The following is a 21,582-nucleotide window of genomic DNA, read 5'->3' on the forward strand; positions in this document are numbered from 1 at the left end:
CATCCAAGTGAGCGGCCAAAAGGGTTGGACGAAGCGGCCTTTAGCATATAAACCGAGTAGAGCATAAAAACCGAATAGAACGCGCCCGCCGGCACTTCGCCTCGAGGCCTGCGTCAGGGAGACCACCATGCTGATCAAAATCGCCAAACCCGGTGACCTGCACGAATCCGATGTGACCCCCGAATCCGTTTACCTGAGCCGGCGGCGCTTTCTGGGCGGCGTAGCGGGTATCGGCGCGGGCCTTGCGCTTTCCGGGCGCGTGAAGGCGAGCGAGGCGTACACCGATGTGCCGAGCGGTGACGCGCCGGCCTGGCTCAGCGAGAAGATCGATCAGACCCAGTGGCGCGCCGTGACACCGGCGGACCCCGACAAGGATGCGCTGGCGCCTTTCGAAGACGCCAGCGGCTACAACAACTTCTATGAGTTCGGCACCGGCAAGAGCGACCCGTCCAAACGCGCGGGGAGCCTTTCAACCGAGCCCTGGAGCGTGGTGGTCGATGGCGAGGTCAACAACGGCGGGCGCTTCACGCTCGAGGACTTCGCAAGCCCTTCACAGTTCGAGGAGCGCATCTACCGGCTTCGCTGCGTCGAGGCGTGGTCGATGGTGATTCCCTGGCTCGGTATACCGCTGGCTGACGTTATCCGCCGCGCCGACCCGACCAGCAAGGCCAAATACGTGCGCTTCGAGACCCTGGTCGACCCGGAGCAGATGCCCGGACAGCGTTCGTCGTTTGCGCTGATCGACTGGCCTTACGTTGAGGGGCTTCGCCTGGACGAGGCGATGCATCCGCTGACGATTCTGGCACTCGGCATGTACGGGCGCGAACTGCCCAATCAAAACGGCGCGCCGCTGCGCCTGGTGGTGCCCTGGAAGTATGGATTCAAGAGCATCAAGTCGATCGTTCGCATCTCGCTGGTCGAGGAGCAGCCGGTCAACTCCTGGCAGCTGTTGGCCCCCAACGAGTACGGCTTCTACGCCAACGTGAACCCGAACGTGGATCACCCGCGCTGGAGCCAGGCGAGCGAGCGCCGGCTACCCAACAGCCTGTTCAGCCCCAACAACATCGACACGCGCATGTTCAACGGCTACGAAGACGAGGTCGCCGAGCTCTACGCCGGCATGGACCTAAGCGTCAACTATTAACTTCACAGGCGACCCGGGCAGGTAAGCATGGCAAAGCAGCAAGCCAAATGGCGGCTTTGGCGGGGGGCGGTCTTTCTGGCTGCCCTCGCCCCGCTGATTTACTGGGGGTTTCAAGTCTATCAGAACGCCGCCGGCCCGGAGCCGGGGCGCTATCTGCTGTTGAACATCGGCATTGGCGGGCTCTGGCTGATGCTGCTGACCCTGTCACTGACCCCGCTTTCAAAGCTCACCCGCTGGAAGGGCTTTGCGCTGATTCGCCGACAGCTGGGGCTCTGGACACTGGCCTACGCCACGCTGCACCTTTGCTGCTACGCGCTGTTCATCCTCGGGCTCAACTGGGCGCTGCTCGGCGCCGAAATCGTCAAACGCCCCTATATCATCGTCGGTATGCTGGCACTCATCGGCCTGACAGCGCTGGGAGCCACCTCCAACCGCGCCGCCATGCGTAAACTCGGCAAGCGCTGGAAATCGCTTCACCGGCTCGCCTACCCGATTCTGGCGCTGATTCTTCTGCACTTTTTCTGGGTGGTGCGGGCGGATATGGGCGAGTGGGCGATTTACGCCGCGATTGGCGCTCTGCTGCTCGCCTTGCGACTGCCCCCCATCGCGCGAACGCTACCCCGGTTTCGCCAGCGGTTGGCGGTGAAGTAGCGTCTTTTAAAACCACCTCACTCGCCGAACCATCGGCGTTCACTCCAGGTGAATCGCGGGCGGGCGCTCGCTCACGTTGGGTGGTATGAACGAGTCGGAGCGCGCACTCTCCCAGTACTTCTTGAACACCGTGTGCTCGCACGTCGACTCGAGCAGCTCATTGGGTTTCAAGAACGTGAACAGCTGATCGTAAGACTGAATCTCGTTGTCCGACACTCGGCGGATGATGTGATGCGGCCCAAGCTCACCTGGATGGTGAAGCCCCGCGGCGCCCAGCATTTCCGCCAGCGCTTTTAGCGTGTTCTGGTGAAAGTTGTAGACCCGCTCGGTCTTGTCGGCGACATCCAGGTGGCGGCTGCGTCGAGGGTCTTGGGTCGCCACGCCGCTGGGGCACTTGTCCGAGTGGCAGTTGAGCGCCTGAATACAGCCCAGCGAGAACATGAACCCGCGCGCCGAGTTGCACCAGTCGGCGCCGAGCGCCAGGGTACGGGCGATGTTGAAGCCGGACATCACCTTGCCCGCCGCCCCGACACGAATCTCGTCGCGAAGCCCCGCCCCCACCAGGCTGTTGTGTACCAGCATCAGCGCTTCGGTCAGCGGCACGCCCATGTGGTTGATCAGCTCCAGCGGTGCCGCTCCCGTGCCGCCTTCACCGCCGTCGACGACGATAAAGTCAGGGCGCTCGCCGGATTCGAGCATCGCCTTGACGATCGCGAACCACTCCCAGGGGTGGCCAATCGCCAGCTTGAAACCAACCGGCTTGCCGCCGGAGAGCGCTCGCAATCGCCCGATGAACTCCATCAGCTCCATGGGCGTCGAAAACGCGGAGTGGGCGGCGGGCGAGACCACGTCCTGGCCCATCGGCACTTCGCGCGCCTCGGCGATCTCTTTGGTCACCTTGGCCGCCGGCAGAATACCGCCGTGGCCGGGCTTCGCGCCCTGGGAGAGTTTGATCTCGATCATCTTGACCTGATCGATACTGGCGTTTTCGGCAAAGCGCTCTTCGTTGAACGTGCCGTCGTCATGGCGACAGCCGAAGTAGCCCGAGGCGATCTCCCACACCAGGTCGCCGCCGTGGATGCGGTGATAGCGGGAAATCGAGCCCTCGCCGGTATCGTGATAGAAACCGCCCTTGGCAGCACCCGCGTTCAGCGCCTCGATGGCGTGGCCGGAAAGCGAGCCAAAGCTCATGGCGGAGATGTTCAGCACGCTGGCGTGATAGGGCTGGGTACACCGCTTGCCGCCGACCCGAACGCGGAAATCGCGCTCTTCGACCTTGCTCGGCAACACCGAGTGATTGATCCACTCGTGCCCGGAGTGATACATCTGCAGCAAAGAGCCAAAGGGCTTTTTATCGCCTTCGTTTTTGGAGCGCTGGTACACCATTGCCCGCTGCTCGCGGGAGAACGGACGCTCGTCCAGATCCGACTGGATGAAATACTGGCGGATCTCCGGGCCGATGGACTCCAGGAAATAGCGAAAGTGGGCAAGAATGGGGTAGTTGCGGCTCACCGTGCGCCGCTTTTGCACCCGGTCATGAAGCCCCAGCGCCGTCAGCGCACCGAACACGACCACCCCGGCGAGCCACGCCAACGAATACCAAACGCCCACCAGCGAGACCACCAGTAGCGCAAGGCACACGACCAGGGCGATATTACGCGGCGCAATGCGCGTCAATCCGCGAGCTTTGAACATGACAACGTGATCCTTGTAAATACGACCCCTGACCGGGGCGGCCCTACCGGCCGGATTGAAATGGCGAACACAGATAAGTGTTAGCTAATTATGGCGATCCATCAAATGGGAGGGGCGAACCGGCCGTTTCTGATATCGCGCACCGCGGGCGAAAGGCGATCACGACAACCGTTTCAAAGCGCGGCGAGACGCGGGCTACTTTTTCCTGAACGCTTCGCTGAAGGCTGCGGCCAGAATGCCCGTGGGCATGGCGATGAGGCCTATACCCGACACGGCGGTCAACCCGGCAAAGATCTTGCCAAGCGGCGTGATCGGGGTCACGTCGCCGTAGCCGACCGTGGTCAGCGTGGCGATGCTCCACCAGAGCGCCCGGGGCACACTGCCAAAGGCTTCCGGCTGAGCATCGGCTTCCACTACGTAAAGACAGGCCGACGAGAACAAAAGCAGCAGCCCCGCCACACCGGCACTTAGCCAGAGCTCGTAGGTGCGGGTTTTCAGCGCGCAGGAAAGCGACGACCAGGCCTGGCTAAAGCGCCCCAATCGCGCCAGCCGAAGAATGCGCGCCAGGCGCAAAAGGCGCAGGAGAAAGGCGTTGTCCTGATGAAAAAAGCCGATGAAAAACGGCAAAATCGCGACCAGATCCAGCAGCGCCCAGAACGACACCATGTAGCGAAGCCGCCCCATCACGCCGCGATAGCGCACATCCTCTCCCACCGCGTACAGGCGAATCAGATATTCGATGGAGAAAAGCGCGACGAACAGCGTTTCAAGCGTCGCGAAAAGCGCCGCCGCCGGCTCACGAAGCGTCGGCTCGGTTTCGAGAATGGCGGTCAATGACGCGAGAAGGATTAGCCCGCAGATCACCCAATTGACGCCGGAAAGCCCTCGCTGTCTGCGGGTTTCCGGCGCCAACTGGCGGTAAAGCTCGGCTCTCGTCATGGGGTTTCTCATCAAGGCGTCAAACGCTTTTCAGGATACTACGCCAAAGGCGCGCTGACACCGGCCCGCCCGCGCCCTCCCCTCACAAAAAAGCCTCTGGACGAACCAGAGGCTTTACGCTCGCGGCCGATCAGGAGTCGACGTGAAACGCCATGGTGGCGTTGACCGCCTTTTTCCAGCCGCCGTAGAGTTCGTCGCGCTTTTGCGCTTTCATTTCCGGCGTGAAGCGGCGCTCAAGCGCCCACTGCTCGGTGATCTCCTCACGGGACTTCCAGAAGCCCACCGCCAGCCCCGCCAAATACGCCGCGCCCAGCGCGGTGGTTTCGTTGACCTCGCAGCGCAGCACGTCGACGCCGAGAATATCGGCCTGAAACTGGCCCAGAAAGTCGTTGGCAATCGCCCCGCCATCGGCGCGAAGCTCGGTCAGCGCGATATCGGCATCGGCCTGCATGGCGGTCAGCACGTCGGCGCTCTGGTAGGCCAGCGACTCCACCGCCGCGCGGATGAAGTGCTCCTTTTGCGTACCGCGAGAGAGCCCGAACATCGCGCCGCGCACGTTGGAGTTCCAGTACGGCGCGCCCAGGCCGGTAAAGGCCGGCACCATGTAGACGCCATCGTTATCCTTGGCACGCACGGCGTAGGCTTCGGAGTCCGAGGCCTTGCCCAGCATGCGCAGGCCGTCGCGCAGCCACTGAATGACCGAGCCGGCCACGAACACGCTGCCTTCCAGGGCGTACTCGAGGGTGCCGTCCACTTCCCAGGCGACGGTGGTGAGCAGGCCGTTTTTCGACGGCGTGGCGCTGGTGCCGGTATTCATCAGCGTGAAGCAGCCGGTACCGTAGGTGTTCTTGGCCATGCCCGGCGTGAAGCAGGCCTGGCCGAACAGCGCGGCGTTCTGGTCGCCGGCGATCCCGGCGATCGGGATTTCCTGGCCCATCAGGTATTTCGGCAGAATCTGGCCGACCACTTCGCTCGAGGATTTGACCTCGGGCAGCATCGATTCGGGCACGCCGAAAAGCTCAAGAAGCTCCGGGTCCCACTTTCGCTCGCGGATGTTGAACAACATCGTGCGCGAGGCGTTGCTGACGTCGGTGGCGTGCACCTTGCCGCCGGTCAGATTCCACACGAGCCACGAATCGATGGTGCCGAACAAGAGCTCGCCCTTCTCGGCTTTCTCCTTGACGCCGGTGACGTTATCGAAGATCCACTTGAGCTTGGTCGCCGAGAAATAGGCGTCGATGACCAGCCCGGTCTTGTCACGAATCATGTCGGCGTGGCCGGCTTCACGCAGCGCGTCGCAGATCTCGGCGGAGTGGCGCGACTGCCAGACGATGGCGTTGTGCACGGGCTGGCCGGTGTTCTTGTCCCACACCACAGTGGTTTCACGCTGATTGGTGATACCGATGGAGGCGATCTCGGCGACGTCCACGCCGCTTTGGTTGATGACCTCGGTCAACGTGGTCAGCACGCTGGTCATGATCTCGCGCGGGCAGTGCTCGACCCAGCCCGGCCGTGTAAAGATCTGCTCGAACTCGTGCTGCGCCGTGCTGGCGACCCGGCCTTCATGATCGAATAGCATTGCCCGCGAGCTGGTCGTGCCCTGGTCGATAGCGAGAACGTATTTTTTCTGGCTCATGAACTGTCTCTCAAACGTTGGCGTAAGAAATAGGGTAACGGGCGTCAAGCCGCGCTAATAGACGTGGGCGGCAAGCCCGGCAAGCGTGCTGCCAATCAAGGGCCCGGCGATGGGCACCCAGGCGTAGGCCCAGTTGCTGCCCTGTTTGTGTTTGATGGGTAATAGCGCGTGGGCGATGCGCGGGCCCAAATCGCGGGCGGGGTTGATCGCGTAGCCGGTGGGCCCACCTAATGAAGCGCCGATCGACACCACCAACAGCGCCACCGCCAGCGGGCCGAGCCCGGAAGGTGTATTGCCGAACATGATGATGACAAAGATCAGCACGAAGGTACCGATAATCTCGGTCACCAGGTTCCACCCGTAGGCAGCGATGGATGGCCCGGTCGAAAACGTGGCGAGAATCGCAGGGGCCTGGTCGGTGGCGTCGTAGTGCTTTTTATAGGCCAGATAGCACACCACGGCGCCGATGAAGGCGCCGATGAATTCGGCGCTAAAGTAGGCAAGCGTAGTGGCCACCGTAATCGGAATATTCGGTGCGTACTCGCTGGCCGGTCCCACCAAAAGCGCCAGCGTCACCGCCGGGTTGATGTGCGCGCCGGTATCGAAGGCAACGTACACCGCGCAAAACACGGCCAGCCCCCAGCCGAAGAAGATGACGATACCGTCGCTTCCCTTGCCATTGGTGTCGTTTAACAGCACGTTCGCCACTACCCCGCAGCCCAGTAGCGTCAGTAGGGCCGTTCCAGCGACTTCGTGAAAAAAGATGGTTCCAAGCATGGTGTTCCAACCGGTACGTGTATCGACTCGCACGTCTGCCTTTCTTCATTACTCCGGCAAGCGCTGCGTGTTCTTTTTCGAAAACGTCGTTTTCATTTTTGGCATCCTATCGGCGCGATAATAAAAAACAATATAAAATTCCGAAAAAACCATAATATCGCCGATAAGATTATGATTTTAGTTAATTTACAGACTACTTAGACATTAGTTGAGCAACCAATTACCGCATATTGATAGTGACTTACGCGAAAGCAAAAAAATTTCGACGTGTCAATTAACGAACACTTCGATTCAGGCCGATTGGACGCTCGAGCGCTGCCGAATGAGGACTGGCGCTCAAAAGGAATGTTGTCTGTCCCGGCGTAACGTCTCCTATACTCAAGCACACGGTCATCGACCGGGCACCTGAAAGCTTGCCATGGAGCGAACGTGTCCGGCGCACCGCACCGGGTCATCCATCAAGGAGGAACACCATGCAGACGACTGCACACCCCAGGGCTTATGGCGGCATTCACCCGCTTCATGCCGTTCTGTTGGCGGGCATGCTCCCGCTTTTTCTCGGCGCCGCCCTGTGCGACTACGTCTATTTCACCAGCTATCACATCCAGTGGGGTACGTTCGCTTCCTGGCTGATCGCCGGGGGTCTGGTCTTCAACGGTTTGGCGATTCTTGCCGCGCTAATCGGCGTTTTTCGCGCCGAGCGGCGCAAGGGGCTGTCGCTTGTGTATCTGGCGGTGCTGGTGGTGAGCTGGGTGCTCGGCTTCATCAACGCCCTGGTTCACGCTAAAGACGCCTGGGCGATGATGCCCGCAGGCCTCATGCTCTCGATCGTCGTGGTCGTTTTGACCCTGGTCGCTCTTTTTCTCGGATTCACCCGCACGCGCGCTGCCGGAGTCGCCTCATGAATGCCTTTCGCCTCAAGTCTCGCGTCAACTATCTGGCGCCTCTTTCCGCCTTACTGGTGGCCACCAGCGTCAACGCCGCCGATGTCGAGCAGCCCTATGGCCCTAACCCAACGCTGCCGGAGCCCGAGCGCGGCCTGTTACCAAACATGACCGTGCCGGAGCCCGCTGAATGGGGCGATCAACTCCCCACCGTGCCCGAGGGCTATACGATCTCCGCCATTGGCACTGACCTTTTGGTGCCGCGCCAGACCATCGTGCTGCCGGGCGGCGATATTCTGGTGGCCGAGGGCAGCGGCGGCAACGCCCCGCAGCTCAAGCCCAAGGACTTCATCGCCGGGGTGATCAAAAGCAAGGGCAACACCTCGGTCGAAAGCGGCGATCGTCTGACGCTGTTGCGTCCCAACGGCGACGGCACCTATGAGCAGTCCGTCTTTGCCGAGAACCTGAACGCTCCTTACGGCCTGGCGCTGATCGGCAATGACCTGTTCGTGGCCAATCAGGATGCGCTGGTACGCTTTGATTACGAAGAGGGCCAGCGTGAGGCCAGCGGCGCGCCGGAAGTGATCGCCCAGCTTCCCGCCGAGATCAATCACCACTGGACCAAGGCAATGGTCGCCAGCGCCGACGGCGAGTATCTCTACGTCGGCATCGGCTCGAACAGCAACATCACCGAGCGCGGCATGGACGCCGAGGTGAACCGTGCCGAGGTGTGGGAGATCGATGCCGAGACCGGTGCTCACCGCCCCTACGCCACCGGCCTTCGTAACCCTACCGACTTCGCCATCCAGCCCGGTACCGATCAGCTCTGGGCGGTGGTCAACGAGCGCGACGAGCTGGGCCCGAACCTGGTACCGGACTATCTGACCACGGTACAGGAGGGCGGCTTCTACGGCTGGCCCTACAGCTATTGGGGCCAGAACGTCGACCCACGCGTTCAGCCGCAGAACCAGGAAAAGGTCGATGCCGCGATCGCCCCGGACTACAGCCTGAGCTCTCACGTGGCGCCGCTGGGCGTGGCGTTCTCCATCCCCGAGGTCGGCGATGAGTACGCCGACGGCGTGTTCGTCGGCGAGCACGGCAGCTGGAACCGCGCCGACCCGGTCGGCTACAAGGTGGTGTTCATCCCCTTCGAGAACGATGCGCCCGCCGGTGACCCGATCGATTTCGTCAGCGGCTTTTTGACCGAGGACGGCAACGCTCGCGGCCGCCCGGTCGGCGTCACCGTCGCCCCGGACGGCGCGGTGATCGTCGCTGATGATCTAACCAACGTGGTCTGGCGCATCGCCCCAGACGAGCCGGTCGTAACCGCCGCCAGAAGCGATGCGGAAAACAGCGAGGCCAACGAGACATCCAGCGCCGTTGAGCCGGCCTCGAACGAGGCCGATGATATCGATAGTGAAGAGACCGACACTGACGACGAGGAACCGGAAGCCCAGGAGTAATCGCGTCATCAGGCCGGTCGGTTAAAACGGTCTGTAAAAAAAGAGGGGCGCTGATCAGATGGTCAGCGCCCCTCATTCTTTCCTATCGGTTCTTTCCTATCGGTTCTTTCCTGTCTGTTTTTTCCTATCTGTTCTTCCCAATCTGTCTTTACGATTTTTCTACACGTCGAGGGTAAGCGCGGCGAGCCGCTCGCGGTCGATTTCGATGCCGAGCCCCGGCCCTTTCGGCAGCGCCAGTCGGCCATGATCCAAACATAGCGGTTGGCTCAAAAGCGCCTCGCGCAGCGGGTTGTCGGCGGAGACATCGAACTCGACCCAGGTCGGGGTGTGATCGCGCGCCGGGTGCGGGTGCGGCGCTAGCGCAGCGGCGTAATGGGCGGCAGCCACGATGCCCACCGCGCTTCCCCACACGTGAGGCGATATCCTTAAGCCGTTCAACTGCGCCATGTCGGCGATACGCAGCGCTTCGACGAAGCCGCCGCACAGATTGAGATCCGGCATCAGCACATCGACCCCGCCGGTCGCCGCCAGCTCGCGAAATTCCACTGCGTTGACCGAGGCTTCCCCCGCCGCGACGCGCCCCGACCGGCGCGAGGCCAGTCGCCGGAACCCGGGCAGGTCCTCCGGCGCGACGGGCTCTTCGATCCAGTAGGGACGAAACGGCGCGAGTGCCTCCATGGCTTCCAGCGCGATGTCCGCGGTGTAGGCGCCGTTGATGTCCGCCATGATCGCCACGTCATCGCCCAGGATACGCCGTGCGCTCGCCATCCGCTCGACGTCGCTCTTGATGCCGCGGCCGATCTTGATCTTGTAGCCCTCGAACTTACCGGCCACGCGCTCGAGCTGTGCCTCGAGCGAAAGCGCGGCTGGCTCATGGAAGTAGCCGCCGGAGGCGTAGACCTGGACCGATGCCTGCTCCTCGCCGCCGAGCAGGCGGTAGATCGGGAGCCCCAGCAGTTGGCCGATCCCGTCGTGCAGCGCGATATCCAGCCCGCTGACCGCGGCGGCGAGCTGGCTTTGAGCGCGCACGTGATAGAGCACGTTGGTCATGCGCCGCCAGATCACCCGGTGATCGAAGGCGCTCTGGCCAATGTAGGCCTCGCGCAGAATGTCGAGGTAGCCACGCGTCGTTTTCGGTGGCCCGTAGCACTCGCCGACCCCCACGATGCCCGAGGCCAGGCGCACGAAGACCAGCGTTGCCATACGCGCGTGGCCGATTTCACGAGCGCTGCCGTAACCGCCATCCGCTGGCAAAAAGCTTCCGATGGGCACCATGTCGATCGACTCGATCCGCGCATCCCGAACGGTGGCGGCGCCATCGCGGGCAGTGTCGAGAGGTTGATTCATGCAAAAGGCTCCAAATTAGATGAGGCTGGGCAGCCAGAGCGTCAGCGCCGGAATGAAGGTAATCAGTACCAGCGATACCAAAAGGGCCGCGATGAACGGAAGCGTCGCGCGCACCGCGCGAGGAAAGGAGATATCGGCCACCCGCGCCAGCACGAACAGCACCAGCCCCACCGGCGGCGTCAAAAGCCCGATCATCAGGTTGAGCACCATGATGATGCCGAACTGCACCGGGTCGACGCCGGCCTGCACGGCCAACGGCAAGAGCACCGGCGTCAGGATCGTGATCGCCGCCACGGTTTCCATGAAGCAGCCCACCACCAGCAAGATCAAATTGATCAGAATCAGGATCAAAATCGGGTTGTCGGCCACCGCCATGACGGCGCCGGCAAAGGCCGTCGGTACGCCTTCGCGGGTCAGAATCCAGGCAAAAATGGAAGATGCCGCGACGATCAAGAGCACCACCGAGGTCATTTCGATGGTTTCACGAAACACGGTGATGATCTGGCGCCAGCCGGCGCTGCGGTAAACGAGCGTGGCCAGCACCAGCACGTAGGCCACCGCCGCGATCGCACTTTCAGTGGGTGTGAAGATCCCCAGCACGATGCCGCCCACGATGATCACCGGAATCAGCAGCGATAGCGCCGCGTGCACAAAGGTCGAGGCCAGCCGCGTCAGAGAAAAGCGCGCCCCGACAGGGTAGCCGCGCCGATGCGAGATCACCGCGACCATCAGCATCAAAAGCCCCGCGATCAGAAGCCCCGGCACGATACCGGCAACGAACAGCTGGCCGATCGAGGCGCCGGCCACTACGCCGTACACCACCAGCGGCAGCGACGGCGGGATGATCGGCCCGACCGTCGAGGATGCGCCGGTGATGCCCACGGCGAAATCGACGTCATAGCCCTGTTCGCGCATCGCCTTGATTTCGACCGCGCCAAGCCCGCCGGCATCGGCGATCGCCGCCCCGGACATCCCGGCAAAGATGACCGATGCGCCCACGTTGACATGGCCAAGCCCACCGCGCATCCAACCCACCATGGAATCGGCGAAATTGAAGATACGCTCGGTCACGCCGCACACGTTCATCAGGTTGCCGGCGAGGATGAAAAACGGCACCGCCAGCAACGGGAAGCTGTCCACGCCGCCCACCATGCGCTGAATCAGGACGATATCCGGAATGCGGTCGGCGGCGAGCAGGTAGATCAGCGATGAGCCGGCCAACGCCACCGCTACCGGCGCGCCGATCAACAGCAGTACGCCAAGCGCTGCGAAAAGCAAAATGATCATAGCGACGTTTCTCCTCGCCAGTGGCTGATTCCCTGGCGCGCGAGCCGATACGCCATCATCAAAAGGGCGGCGGCCACGAGCGTGTAGATCCACCCCTTGGAGATCGGCAGCGTGCTCATGCTGGAATTCCAGACCCGCTGGCCCACCTGCCAGGCAAGCCAGGCTACATAGGCGAAAAAGACCGCGCTCAGCAGGTTATTGAAACCCTTCAGCCAGCGCTTGCCGCGCTCGGGCAGCACCAGCTCGAGAATCTCCACGTAGATATGGCCGCGTCTCGAGGCCGCCCCGGCGGCGCCGATGAAGACCAGCAGTACCAGCAGCATACGAGCGCCCTCCTCGGTCCAGCCGATCGAGTGGTTGAACACGTAGCGCGATAGAAACTGCGCAAAGACCACGCCGCCGAGCAGTATCAGTACTCCAAGCGCCACGTGATCCTCGAAAACCCATCGAGGGGCGGGCGCATCAACCTCGGACGTGGCCGGTATAGCGCTAGCAGGTATGGCGTTAGACGAGGGCGGTGGCGCAGAGCCGGCCGCATCGTCGCGGCCGGGTGAGACATCCGCCGCCCGAGAGGTCGGGAGGTGTCTGTCCTCTGGAGAGTTCATTACTCGATCGCCTCCAGACGCTCGAGCTGTTCTGCACTCCAGCCCACGTCATCCGCGGTCAGATAAGGGCGCACCAGCGCTGCAAAGGGCTCGCGATCCACTTCGTGAACATTGGTACCGTTCTCCTCGAACCAGGTGACCAGTTCTTGCTCCTGCTGCTGAATATCCGCACTCCCCTTCTCGCCGGCCTCACGGAAGACCTCGCGAAACAGTGTCTGATCCTCTTCGGAAAGCTGCGACCAGGCGTCGCCGCTCATGATGATCGGCTGACTGTCGAAGATATGGCCGGTCAGCGAGATATCCGATTGCACCTCGTTGAACTTCATCGCCTTGATGATCGGCAGCGGGTTTTCCTGGCCGTCGACCACGCCCTGCTGCAGCGCCAAATACACTTCTGAAAACGCGATCGGCGTGGGGTTGGCGCCTACGGCGCGCGGGAACATGAGCAGAAGTGCTGCGTCAGGCACGCGAATCTTCATGCCCTGCATGTCCTCCGGCGTGAGGATGGGCTGGTTGGCGGTGACGTGGCGCTGGCCGAAGTAGATCAGACCCAGCGGCACGTGGCCGGTGGTCTCTTCGTACCCCTGAGCAAGCTCCTGAAACAGGTCGCTACGGGCGTAAGCTAGCCAATGATCGAAATTCCTGAAAACGAAGGGGGCACTGCCCAGGGCAATGGGCGGATAGGCGTTGCCGGCAAAGGCGTTACCCGTGTAGATGATGTCGACGACGCCCAGATCCAGCCCTTCGTTGAGTTCGACCTCATTACCCAGCTGTGAAGAGGGAAAGACTTCAACGGTGTGGCGACCTTCGCTGCGCTTTTCGATCTCCTCGGCAGCCCACTGCGCCCATTGGTGATGGCTATGGCTTGCCTCGTAAATGTGTCCGAAAACGAAGTCATTGGCCTGGGCGGTCGATGCCAAGGAAAGCGCCAAAAACAGCGCGGTAAGCGGATGACGTGCACGCATTGTTATCTCCTTATTAGAATGAAGAACCGACCCATGCAGTACACTTGGAATAGCAAATCAGCGCAATTTGTTTGTTTTAAAACCCATTGAAATGGCCTAAATAACTGTAAAATAAAGGTATTGATATCGACATCGAGTTTCAGGGCATGACAACAAAGACCAAAGTCGAAAAGACCAAAGCCTTATACGACGACATGCATCACTGGATACTACGCGGGCAGTATTTGCGCGGGGCCAAGCTTCCTACCGAAGCCGAGCTTTCACAACGCTATACGCTGAGCCGTAGCGCGGTCAGGGAAGTAACGGCGCGCCTCAAAGCGGAAGGCCTAATCGTCTCACGTCAGGGGGCCGGGCTCTTCGTCGCGACCCGCCCGACCACGGCGCTGGACGCGCCAAGTTTCATCGATAGCCGCCAGGACCTGGATGCGCTTTTCGATTTTCGCTTATTGATCGAGACCGAGTCGGCAGCGCTGGCCGCACGCCGCCAGACGCCCGGCGATATCGAGCGCATTGAACAAAAGGCGCAGGCGCTTTGCGCGCTATTTCGCAAGGAACAACAGGGCACCCAGGAGGATTTCGACTTTCACCTGCAGATCGCTAAAACGTCCGGTAACAAGTTTTTGCTCAGCTCGCTTCTGGCGCTTCAAACCGGGGTCATTTTTGGCGCCCGGTTCAACCAGCCCAAATCCGAACGCGACCGTCTACTGCATTCACGCCAGGTGGCGCAAGAGCACGCCGCGATTGTGACCGCGCTGCATCATCGCGATGAGGTGAGCGCGCGCGAGGCCATGAAACGTCATATCGAAGCGTCGCGTTTGCGCATCAGGGTGTGAGCCTCAATGTTATTGGCTACGCTTTCAAGGCCGGGCGTGTATCCACGCGCGCGGACATTCGCTTAAATCGGGTAACGCTGCAGGGAAGGCAGCGATGCGCGACCTCGCAAGCCGACGCAAGGAGAAACGCAATGATCGAAACCGTCGCAGAGCTCGAAAACGCGAAAAAAGCGTGTCAAAAGAAGGTGAACCGCAGCTCGAGCCTTTCCGCCGGCGCCGCCATCATCCCGATTCCGGGCGTGGACATCGGCTCTGATGTGGCGATTCTTCTGCGCTTGATTCCGCAGATAAACGAGCGCTTTGGCCTTACGCCGGAGCAGATCGACGATCTGGATACCCAGTCGAAGGTCATGGTGATGACCGCGATTTCCAACGTGGGCAGCAAGATGGCGGGCAAGTACATCACCCGCAAGCTGATTATCAACCTGCTGCAGAAGATGGGTTTCAAGATCGCCGCCAAGGGGACGTCGAAATTCGTGCCGGTCATCGGCAGCGCCGTGGCCGGCACCATCAGCTACACCGCCATGAAGTACATGGGCACCAAGCATATCGAGGAGTGCTATCAGATAGCGCTCGAAACGCTGGAGCAAAAACAGGCGCTGCGCGAGCCTATCGACATCACGCCCGAACCGATCGAGGCGCCAGACGAGCCGCGCTAACGCTTGACTCCTCTCAAAACCCCACTACCCGGCGGCGCAGCGGGCGCAGGGCGAAAAAGCCCAACACCGCCAGCGCCGCCCACTCGATACCCGACGGCAACAGCGCCTGCACTTGCCCTGCCTGGCTGACCGGGTCGATACCGACGTGCGCCAGCACCGCATCGACCAGCGCGCCCAGTGCCACCGTCACCACGAAAATGCTGCCCATGTAGATCGCCAGCGCCGCGGTGCCGAGCTCGCGGCGAAAGACGGCCAGCGTGGCAAGGCTCGTGATCGGGCCGGCCAGCAAAAACACCAGCGCCATGCCCGGGGTAATACCGGCGAGCAAAAGTCCCGCGGCGATGGGCGTGGCCGCGGCGGCGCACACGTAAAGCGGAATGCCGACGAGGGCCATCAGCGCAAGCGCCAGCGGCCCTCCCGAGAGTCCGGCCAGCGCGTCCGGCGACACCCAGGCCATCAGTACGCCGGCCAGCAGCAACCCGGCAAAGATCCAGACGCTGAAATCGTCCAGCAGCTCGCTGAAGGCGTAGCGAAGCCCGGCCAGCAAGCGACCCAACAGTGTGTCGGGCGCATCATGGGTCGCGCCACTTTGGTGGTCGTGAGTATCGTGCGAGCCACAGCAGCCACCGCATGACGCTTCAGGGGCCGCCACGGCGCGCTCTTTGGTAAAGCTGACCAGAAGGCCGGTCACGATCGCGGTCACCAGGGCTCCCAGTACGCGCAACAGGGCCATCAAGGGGCCGAGCAGCGCACTGGTCAAAAAGATGGAGTCCGCCCCGACGCCGGGGGTGCTGATCAAAAACGCCGTGGTCGGGCCGCGCCCGGCCCCGCCCCGATGCAGCGCCATGGCCGTGGGAATGGCGCCGCAGGAGCACAGTGGTAGCGGCATACCGATGATTGAGGCGCGCAAAATGCTGCCCAAACCGGTACCACCCAGCCAGTGTGTGAGCATCTGCTCGGAAAGAAAGGCCTTGATCAGCCCGGCGACGAATAGCCCCAGCAGCAGCCAGGGAGCGGCACTAAGGGCAACGCTCAATAGCGCTTCGATCGTGTTCATGGCGACCTCCTGCTTGTACGTTCAGGGGAGAATGACTAGCCTAGACCCTGTAACCGTTACAGGGTCAAGCCATGAGCAATGTCTATCGCATCGGCGAGGTGGCCCAACGCACGGGCTGCTCACCGGAAAGCATCCGCCATTACGAAAAGCTCGGTTTATTGAAGCCACCCGCTCGCGGCGAGCAGGGCTATCGGTACTACAGCGACGAGGCGCTGTCGCGTATCGGCTTCATTCGCCACGGCCGAGAACTGGGGCTGGATTTGGGCACCATTCAGGAGCTTTTGACACTGTCAGATCAGCCGGAGCACAGCTGCGCCGTCGCCGACGATATCGCCAGCCGCCACTTGACGCATTTGGAAGAGCGTATTCGCGCACTGCAAGCGCTAGCCGATGAGCTGCGCCAGGTGGTCGATCAGTGCCGTGGCGGTACGGCTGCCGAGTGTCGGATCATTCAAACGCTTTATGAGCACCAACTGCCTCACTCGAAGCCCACCGACTGATAATAAAAAAGCCTCCCCGGTGCCGGGGAGGCTTTGAAGCGCTGTGCAAAGCGTTACTGAGCATCGCGCGGTCTGTCCGGATCAGCGTCCACCAGGCAGTTGACGGTTTCGCCACCCTGATCGTTGATCAGAGCACTTTCCGGCAAGCGATTCTGACCGCTCAACGTCAGCGACGCGTTCAGCCAGTCGACAAGCGTATCCCCCAAGTCAAGCGCCTCGCTGGCACGTTGCTGGCTAAAGAAGGTCAGAAGCTGCTGCGCTTCGGCGCGCTTGTCTTGCTCGATCAAAAGCTCGGCGGCGCTCTCTACCCATTCCAGATCATCGAAGCTCGCCTGCTCGAATCCTTCCAGCAGTTCGGTCACCTCCTCGTGGAAGCGCTCGGGCTGTTCACACATCAGATACATCACCTGCTTGAAGCGGCGGCCGGCGAAGTGACTGCCCTCCTGCACCTGGAAATCAGGGTTCAAGAACGTCGAAGGCGCTGCCTTGGTGAGGTAGCGGTGCTGACCGTACTCCATCGGCACCTCCTGGACGCCCAGCCACCAAGGAATGAATGGCGCGGCCAGCGAGCCGGTGGGCGCAACCCAGATCCTCTGCATGTCCGGGTCGGTATCGGCCTTGAGTGTCGCGACCTGGCCGTAACCCGCTTCGTCGTCGGCGATACGTTGATCGCGCACCATGTCCATCATGTCGCGCTCGGTAAGCGGTGCAAGATCCTGAAGTTCGTCTTCAATATCCGCCTGTGACATGTACTTGAAACCGCCGGTGCGTGCTTCGGCCCCCTGACGACCGTAAATGGCGAACACATTGAAAGCGTCTCCGCTTTCGTACCAGCCCTGCTCTTCAGCAAAGGAGACGAGGTTGTCCGATCCCATGAAGTCGGGATCGTCGGCGAAATCGACGGGGAAGTCTTCGATGTATCCTGGGTAGAGCACGCGAATATCGTCGTCGCCCAGTCGCTCGGCGGCCCACAGCCCTTGGCTTCCGGCGAACTCCCAGACCACCCAGCCTTCGTCGGCATCGGCAATCAGGTGGGTGTTGCCGCCGTAGGTCGAGTAGCCGTGCTCGGCGATCAGTTCACCGATCAGCTCGACGCCCTCACGCGCGGTGGTGGCCCGTTCCAGCACCAGTCGCGCCAAGTCGCTGTACTGCGGTCCTCGCTGAGGATCGGCGGTCATGTTCACGAGTTCTTCGCGATTGGTTGCCCAGACGTCTCGCACGGCCACGCCGTGCTCGTTGATACCGCCGTTGGTCAGCGGCGCTGGAAAGCCCTCGTAGTCGGAGTAGGACATCGACAGATAGCGAAAGGTACGCGAGACCTGGGGAATATCGATCAGCTCGCCAGGCATGGACGCCTCGTCGGTGACACCGACGCTGACGGTGTCACCGGACGCGTGATCGGTGGCGGATTCGATGTGCAGCCAGTGACTGGAAACTTCCTCACCGGTACCGCCAATCATCACTGCCCCATCGGCGGTGTGATTTTTCCCCACGTAGTAAGCATAACTTGCAAAAGCAGAAGAGCTAAGCACAAGCAATGGAGCGGCCAGGGTAGCCGTTTTCAAGAGAGAGCGTTTTGTCATCCTTTGTATGTCCCTATCATGCTATTAAAACAAATATTATAAAAGATTATTATTATATATAAAAAAATCCATAAATAAATATTTATTTAAGTAACGCTCGGCACTTCCAAAAATTTTATAGCAACGCTTTTTTTATCGCGGCTGAAGCTCATCAAGAAACAAATAGGCTATTTATAAAAAAACAATCATTATCATATGCATTTACATTAAACGATCGTTTTTATACTATTTATAGCAGCGATATGCATAAAAACTGCCGACGAGCATCGGCACACCTTACTTCAAGGGATCCTATGAAAACCGCACCTTTCGTCGCCAATGCGACCGTCACGGTTCTGGCCTCGAGCTGCCTGCTGTGCGCCGGTCAGGCGTTCGCACAAGCTGAAAACGAGTCTCAAACGCTCGAAACCGTGACGGTCACCGCCACCAACCTTTACGACAATGTCGGCTACACGCGGCGCAGCACCACCGCCGGCACGGGGCTTACGCTCACGCAAAGAGAGCTGCCCCAGGCGATCAGTATCGTGACCGAACAGCGCATTCGCGATCAGAACCTGGACTCCATCGAGGACGTGCTGGCCAACACCACCGGCATTTCCACCAACAAGATCGACAGCGAGCGGGTCAGCTTCAATTCACGCGGTTTTCGGATCAACAGCTATCAGTACGACGGCATTCCCACGCTCAACCGCGACGGCCGCTGGTACTTTGGCGAAGGCCGGCTCAACACCGCCATTTACGACCGCGTGGAAGTCATTCGCGGCGCCAACGGCTTGACGACCGGCTCGGGCAACCCCGGCGCCTCGGTCAACTTCGTGCGCAAGCGCGCCGATAGCCGCGAGTTCGAAGGCTCCATTTCCGGGACGCTTGGCAGCTGGGACGAGCGCGGCTCGACGGTGGATCTTTCGACCCCGCTCACCGCCTCCGGCGACGTGCGCGCGCGCTTCATCGGCGGCTATGAAGAAGGCGGCGCGTTTCTTGATCGCGAAGACAAGCGCCGCACCTTCGGCTACGGCGTGATCGACGCGGACGTCACCGACGCAACGACCGTATCACTGGGTTTTGACTACCAGGACAGCCACACCTCCTCGCCCACCTGGGGCGGGCTTCCGCTGTGGTTCGACGACGGGTCGCCGACCGACTACTCGCGCTCGTTCAGCGTCGCCCCCGACTGGTCCTACTACGATTTCGACTCCGAGAAGGTCTTCGCCGAAATTAGTCATCGGTTCGCCAACGGCTGGCAGGCGCGAGTAGTGGGCACCCACGAAGAGACGGACATGGACGGCAAGCTCGCCTACCCCTACGTGGAGGGGACGCTGCCCAGCCGTGCAGACGGCAGCGGCGTGTTCTTCTACACCGGCTGGAACCGTGGCCACCGCGAGGTCGACTCCGTCGATGCCCAGGCAAGCGGCCCCTTTAAGCTATTCGGTCGTGAGCACGAGCTGGTCGTCGGCGGAAGCTACAGCGACCAGACGAATGATTACGAAAACACCTTCATCGACGGCTTCGCGGTTGAAGATTTCAATAACTGGAACGGCGCCGCGCCCAATGAAGGCTGGGCACCGTTTGCGCCGTCCGAGGCGTCGAGCACGCGGCAAAAGGCCGTCTACTCGGCGGCACGTTTTTCGCTGGCCGAGCCGCTTTCGCTGATCGCCGGCGCGCGCTACACCGAGTGGGAAGGCATGACCCAGTTTCGCGGCCTGGACAGTCAGAGCAAGTACGAAGTCACGCCTTACGGCGGGCTGGTGTTCGATTTCGACGACACCTACTCGGCGTTTGCCAGCTACACCGAAATCTTCGAGCCGCAGAACTATCTCGACATTGGCGGCAGCTACCTCGACCCGGTCGAGGGCAAGAACTATGAAACCGGCCTCAAGGCCGCCTGGTTCGATGGCCTTTTGAACGGCTCCGTTTCCGTATTTCGCATCGAGCAGGACAACGTCGCCGCGGCCTTGCCGGGGCTTCCCGGCCAGACCGAGACGTTTTACGAAGGCGTCGACGGCATTGTCAGCGAAGGCTTCGAGGTAGAACTCAGCGGCGCGGTAACCGAGGATCTGGATTTGACCGCAGGCTACTCGCACTTTACGGCGACCTCCGATGAGAACGACTTCAATCTCAACCAGCCGCGCTCGCTGTTCAAGCTGTTTGCAAGCTACCACGTGCCCACACTTCGTGAGCTGACCCTGGGCGGCGGCGTCAACTGGCAAAGCAGCCTGAGTGCCAGCAATCTCAGCACGCCGGCGGGCCTGCCTGAGCGCTTCGAGCAGGGCAGCTACACGCTGACCAACCTGTTCGGCCGCTATGAATTCACTCCGGCACTCAGCCTGCAGGTCAACGTGGATAACCTGTTCGACGAGAAGTACTACAGCCACGTCAACGGCTACGGTGTCTACGGCGAGCCGCGTAGCCTCTCAACCACGCTGCGCTACGACTTCTAGGCGACTCGCCCCTCTCCGCCGCCCGGGCATGCCCCGGGCGGCGGCTTTGTTAAAGGAACCGTCCATGTACGCCCTCAAACGTCTCAAGGCGCCTGGCTTCAAGCGACTTGGCTTCAAGCGACTTGGCCGCAACAGACTCGGCCTCAAGAGACTTGGCCTGACGGCGCTGGCCGCAGCGGCTCTGCCGCTGTCGCCGGCCAGCGCTACAGACTACCCCTTGAGCATCGACCATGCGCTGGGCACCGCCGTACTCAAACAGGCGCCTGAACGTATCGCCACCGTCGCCTGGGCGAACCACGAGGTGCCGCTGGCGCTGGGCGTGGTACCGGTGGGCTTTGCCGCTGCCAACTTCGGCGACGAAAACGGCAGCGGCCTGCTGCCTTGGGTCGAGGCGCGCCTTCAAGCGCTCGATGCCCCCGCGCCGACGCTTTATGACGAAGGCGACGGCATCGACTTCGAGGCCGTCGCCGCCAGCCGCCCGGACGTGATTCTGGCCGGCTACTCCGGGCTTAGCCAAAGCGACTACGACACGCTCAGCCAGATCGCCCCGGTAGTGGGTTACCGCGAAGGCCCCTGGGCGACGAGCTGGCGCGACATGATTCGCCTGAACAGCGCCGGCATGGGCATGGCACAAGAAGGCGACGCGCTGATTGCTGAACTCGAGGCGCAGATTCGCGAGACTGCCGCGCGCTATCCGGTGCTCGACGGCAAGACCGCGATGTTCGTCACGCATCTCGACCCCAACCACCTGGGACGGATCGCCTTCTACTCGGATAACGATGCCCGCGTGCAGTTCTTCCACGATCTCGGCCTCGCCTCCCCCCAGGTGGTGCTGGATAACGCCGCCGAAGGTCAGTTTTCCGGCGCCATCAGCGCCGAGCTGATCGACGAACTCAACGACGTGGATATTCTGGTCACCTACGGCGGTGAGTCACTGCTGGATGAGCTCAAGGCCAACCCGCTCACCTCGCGCCTGCCCGCTGTAGCGAACGGCGCGGTGGTGATGCTCGACGACAGCCCCCTGGGCACCGCCGCCAACCCGACGCCGATGTCGATTGCCTGGGTACTGGATGACTATGCAATGCTCCTCGCCGACGCCGCGCGCAAGGCCGAGTGACG

At 61.5% G+C, this 21,582-nt stretch carries 19 protein-coding genes; 9 read left to right on the forward strand and 10 right to left on the reverse strand.

What is annotated here, in order from left to right:
• The first annotated feature begins 127 nt into the window (after positions 1 to 127).
• Positions 128 to 1,144: a protein-methionine-sulfoxide reductase catalytic subunit MsrP gene (gene msrP / locus RN347_RS13050; protein ID WP_263586373.1), complete on the forward strand. Its 1,017-nt coding sequence runs from the start codon at positions 128 to 130 to the stop codon at positions 1,142 to 1,144.
• 27 nt (positions 1,145 to 1,171) lie between these two features.
• Positions 1,172 to 1,795, forward strand: coding sequence for a protein-methionine-sulfoxide reductase heme-binding subunit MsrQ (gene msrQ, locus RN347_RS13055; protein WP_311958502.1), 624 nt, complete (start codon positions 1,172 to 1,174; stop codon positions 1,793 to 1,795).
• Between the two features lie 39 nt (positions 1,796 to 1,834).
• Here msrQ and RN347_RS13060 read toward each other — a convergent pair whose 3' ends face one another.
• The 4 genes from RN347_RS13060 to RN347_RS13075 form a co-directional block, all read right to left on the reverse strand.
• The gene (locus RN347_RS13060; protein WP_263586371.1) at positions 1,835 to 3,490 is read right to left on the reverse strand and encodes an FMN-binding glutamate synthase family protein; all 1,656 of its coding nucleotides are present in this window, start codon (positions 3,488 to 3,490) and stop codon (positions 1,835 to 1,837) included.
• Positions 3,491 to 3,685: 195 nt separating this feature from the next.
• Positions 3,686 to 4,429: an ion transporter gene (locus RN347_RS13065; RefSeq protein WP_311958503.1), complete on the reverse strand. Its 744-nt coding sequence runs from the start codon at positions 4,427 to 4,429 to the stop codon at positions 3,686 to 3,688.
• A gap of 130 nt (positions 4,430 to 4,559) precedes the next feature.
• The gene (gene glpK, locus RN347_RS13070) at positions 4,560 to 6,065 is read right to left on the reverse strand and encodes a glycerol kinase GlpK (RefSeq protein WP_263586369.1); all 1,506 of its coding nucleotides are present in this window, start codon (positions 6,063 to 6,065) and stop codon (positions 4,560 to 4,562) included.
• Between the two features lie 54 nt (positions 6,066 to 6,119).
• Positions 6,120 to 6,842 carry an MIP/aquaporin family protein gene (locus RN347_RS13075; protein ID WP_263586368.1) on the reverse strand — a complete coding sequence of 241 codons (723 nt, stop codon included), beginning with the start codon at positions 6,840 to 6,842 and terminating at the stop codon, positions 6,120 to 6,122.
• A 473-nt stretch (positions 6,843 to 7,315) separates the two neighbouring features.
• Here RN347_RS13075 and RN347_RS13080 point away from each other — a divergent pair, with 473 nt between their 5' ends.
• Positions 7,316 to 7,747, forward strand: coding sequence for a DUF2231 domain-containing protein (locus RN347_RS13080; RefSeq protein WP_263586367.1), 432 nt, complete (start codon positions 7,316 to 7,318; stop codon positions 7,745 to 7,747).
• The gene (locus RN347_RS13085; protein ID WP_311958504.1) at positions 7,744 to 9,189 is read left to right on the forward strand and encodes a sorbosone dehydrogenase family protein; all 1,446 of its coding nucleotides are present in this window, start codon (positions 7,744 to 7,746) and stop codon (positions 9,187 to 9,189) included. The genes RN347_RS13080 and RN347_RS13085 overlap by 4 nt, the downstream gene beginning before the upstream one ends.
• A gap of 159 nt (positions 9,190 to 9,348) precedes the next feature.
• Here the strand turns inward: RN347_RS13085 and RN347_RS13090 are convergent, their stop codons facing one another.
• The 4 genes from RN347_RS13090 to RN347_RS13105 all read right to left on the reverse strand — a co-directional run bounded on the left by RN347_RS13090 (position 9,349) and on the right by RN347_RS13105 (position 13,393).
• Positions 9,349 to 10,536, reverse strand: coding sequence for a mandelate racemase/muconate lactonizing enzyme family protein (locus tag RN347_RS13090; protein ID WP_311958505.1), 1,188 nt, complete (start codon positions 10,534 to 10,536; stop codon positions 9,349 to 9,351).
• Positions 10,537 to 10,551: 15 nt separating this feature from the next.
• Complete coding sequence (locus RN347_RS13095) at positions 10,552 to 11,823, reverse strand: TRAP transporter large permease (protein ID WP_263586364.1); 1,272 nt, start codon at positions 11,821 to 11,823, stop codon at positions 10,552 to 10,554.
• On the reverse strand, positions 11,820 to 12,251 hold the full coding sequence (locus RN347_RS13100; RefSeq protein ID WP_311958506.1) for a TRAP transporter small permease: 432 nt from the start codon (positions 12,249 to 12,251) through the stop codon (positions 11,820 to 11,822). Before RN347_RS13100 ends, RN347_RS13095 begins: the two co-directional genes overlap by 4 nt.
• A 176-nt stretch (positions 12,252 to 12,427) precedes the next feature.
• Positions 12,428 to 13,393 (reverse strand): sialic acid TRAP transporter substrate-binding protein SiaP, encoded by a 966-nt coding sequence (locus RN347_RS13105; protein ID WP_311958507.1) that lies wholly within the window; start codon positions 13,391 to 13,393, stop codon positions 12,428 to 12,430.
• Between the two features lie 146 nt (positions 13,394 to 13,539).
• On the opposite strand from RN347_RS13105, the gene RN347_RS13110 reads away from it, so the two are divergent.
• The gene (locus RN347_RS13110; protein ID WP_311958508.1) at positions 13,540 to 14,226 is read left to right on the forward strand and encodes an FCD domain-containing protein; all 687 of its coding nucleotides are present in this window, start codon (positions 13,540 to 13,542) and stop codon (positions 14,224 to 14,226) included.
• 131 nt (positions 14,227 to 14,357) lie between these two features.
• A complete protein-coding gene (locus RN347_RS13115) occupies positions 14,358 to 14,885 on the forward strand; it encodes a hypothetical protein (RefSeq protein ID WP_311958509.1) in 528 nt (175 codons plus the stop codon).
• 13 nt (positions 14,886 to 14,898) lie between these two features.
• Here RN347_RS13115 and RN347_RS13120 read toward each other — a convergent pair whose 3' ends face one another.
• On the reverse strand, positions 14,899 to 15,942 hold the full coding sequence (locus RN347_RS13120; protein WP_311958510.1) for an SO_0444 family Cu/Zn efflux transporter: 1,044 nt from the start codon (positions 15,940 to 15,942) through the stop codon (positions 14,899 to 14,901).
• Positions 15,943 to 16,013: 71 nt separating this feature from the next.
• Here RN347_RS13120 and RN347_RS13125 point away from each other — a divergent pair, with 71 nt between their 5' ends.
• On the forward strand, positions 16,014 to 16,442 hold the full coding sequence (locus RN347_RS13125) for a helix-turn-helix domain-containing protein (RefSeq protein WP_311958511.1): 429 nt from the start codon (positions 16,014 to 16,016) through the stop codon (positions 16,440 to 16,442).
• Positions 16,443 to 16,495: 53 nt separating this feature from the next.
• Here RN347_RS13125 and RN347_RS13130 read toward each other — a convergent pair whose 3' ends face one another.
• The gene (locus RN347_RS13130; protein ID WP_311958512.1) at positions 16,496 to 17,902 is read right to left on the reverse strand and encodes a C69 family dipeptidase; all 1,407 of its coding nucleotides are present in this window, start codon (positions 17,900 to 17,902) and stop codon (positions 16,496 to 16,498) included.
• A 416-nt stretch (positions 17,903 to 18,318) separates the two neighbouring features.
• Here RN347_RS13130 and fhuE point away from each other — a divergent pair, with 416 nt between their 5' ends.
• Both fhuE and RN347_RS13140 read left to right on the forward strand, forming a co-directional pair.
• Positions 18,319 to 20,463 carry a ferric-rhodotorulic acid/ferric-coprogen receptor FhuE gene (fhuE, locus tag RN347_RS13135; protein ID WP_311958513.1) on the forward strand — a complete coding sequence of 715 codons (2,145 nt, stop codon included), beginning with the start codon at positions 18,319 to 18,321 and terminating at the stop codon, positions 20,461 to 20,463.
• A gap of 64 nt (positions 20,464 to 20,527) precedes the next feature.
• Complete coding sequence (locus tag RN347_RS13140; protein ID WP_311958514.1) at positions 20,528 to 21,580, forward strand: iron-siderophore ABC transporter substrate-binding protein; 1,053 nt, start codon at positions 20,528 to 20,530, stop codon at positions 21,578 to 21,580.
• The last annotated feature ends 2 nt before the right edge of the window (positions 21,581 to 21,582 follow it).

Source organism: Halomonas sp. PAMB 3264, from assembly GCF_031954245.1.
GTDB lineage: Bacteria > Pseudomonadota > Gammaproteobacteria > Pseudomonadales > Halomonadaceae > Vreelandella.

Coding starts and splice junctions, on each gene's coding strand:
- msrP (WP_263586373.1), top strand. CDS start 128: ATGCTGATCAAAATCGCCAAACCCGGTGACCTGCACGAATCCGATGTG.
- msrQ (WP_311958502.1), top strand. CDS start 1,172: ATGGCAAAGCAGCAAGCCAAATGGCGGCTTTGGCGGGGGGCGGTCTTT.
- RN347_RS13060 (WP_263586371.1), bottom strand. CDS start 3,490: ATGTTCAAAGCTCGCGGATTGACGCGCATTGCGCCGCGTAATATCGCC.
- RN347_RS13065 (WP_311958503.1), bottom strand. CDS start 4,429: ATGACGAGAGCCGAGCTTTACCGCCAGTTGGCGCCGGAAACCCGCAGA.
- glpK (WP_263586369.1), bottom strand. CDS start 6,065: ATGAGCCAGAAAAAATACGTTCTCGCTATCGACCAGGGCACGACCAGC.
- RN347_RS13075 (WP_263586368.1), bottom strand. CDS start 6,842: ATGCTTGGAACCATCTTTTTTCACGAAGTCGCTGGAACGGCCCTACTG.
- RN347_RS13080 (WP_263586367.1), top strand. CDS start 7,316: ATGCAGACGACTGCACACCCCAGGGCTTATGGCGGCATTCACCCGCTT.
- RN347_RS13085 (WP_311958504.1), top strand. CDS start 7,744: ATGAATGCCTTTCGCCTCAAGTCTCGCGTCAACTATCTGGCGCCTCTT.
- RN347_RS13090 (WP_311958505.1), bottom strand. CDS start 10,536: ATGAATCAACCTCTCGACACTGCCCGCGATGGCGCCGCCACCGTTCGG.
- RN347_RS13095 (WP_263586364.1), bottom strand. CDS start 11,823: ATGATCATTTTGCTTTTCGCAGCGCTTGGCGTACTGCTGTTGATCGGC.
- RN347_RS13105 (WP_311958507.1), bottom strand. CDS start 13,393: ATGCGTGCACGTCATCCGCTTACCGCGCTGTTTTTGGCGCTTTCCTTG.
- RN347_RS13110 (WP_311958508.1), top strand. CDS start 13,540: ATGACAACAAAGACCAAAGTCGAAAAGACCAAAGCCTTATACGACGAC.
- RN347_RS13115 (WP_311958509.1), top strand. CDS start 14,358: ATGATCGAAACCGTCGCAGAGCTCGAAAACGCGAAAAAAGCGTGTCAA.
- RN347_RS13120 (WP_311958510.1), bottom strand. CDS start 15,942: ATGAACACGATCGAAGCGCTATTGAGCGTTGCCCTTAGTGCCGCTCCC.
- RN347_RS13125 (WP_311958511.1), top strand. CDS start 16,014: ATGAGCAATGTCTATCGCATCGGCGAGGTGGCCCAACGCACGGGCTGC.
- RN347_RS13130 (WP_311958512.1), bottom strand. CDS start 17,902: ATGATTGGCGGTACCGGTGAGGAAGTTTCCAGTCACTGGCTGCACATC.
- fhuE (WP_311958513.1), top strand. CDS start 18,319: ATGAAAACCGCACCTTTCGTCGCCAATGCGACCGTCACGGTTCTGGCC.
- RN347_RS13140 (WP_311958514.1), top strand. CDS start 20,528: ATGTACGCCCTCAAACGTCTCAAGGCGCCTGGCTTCAAGCGACTTGGC.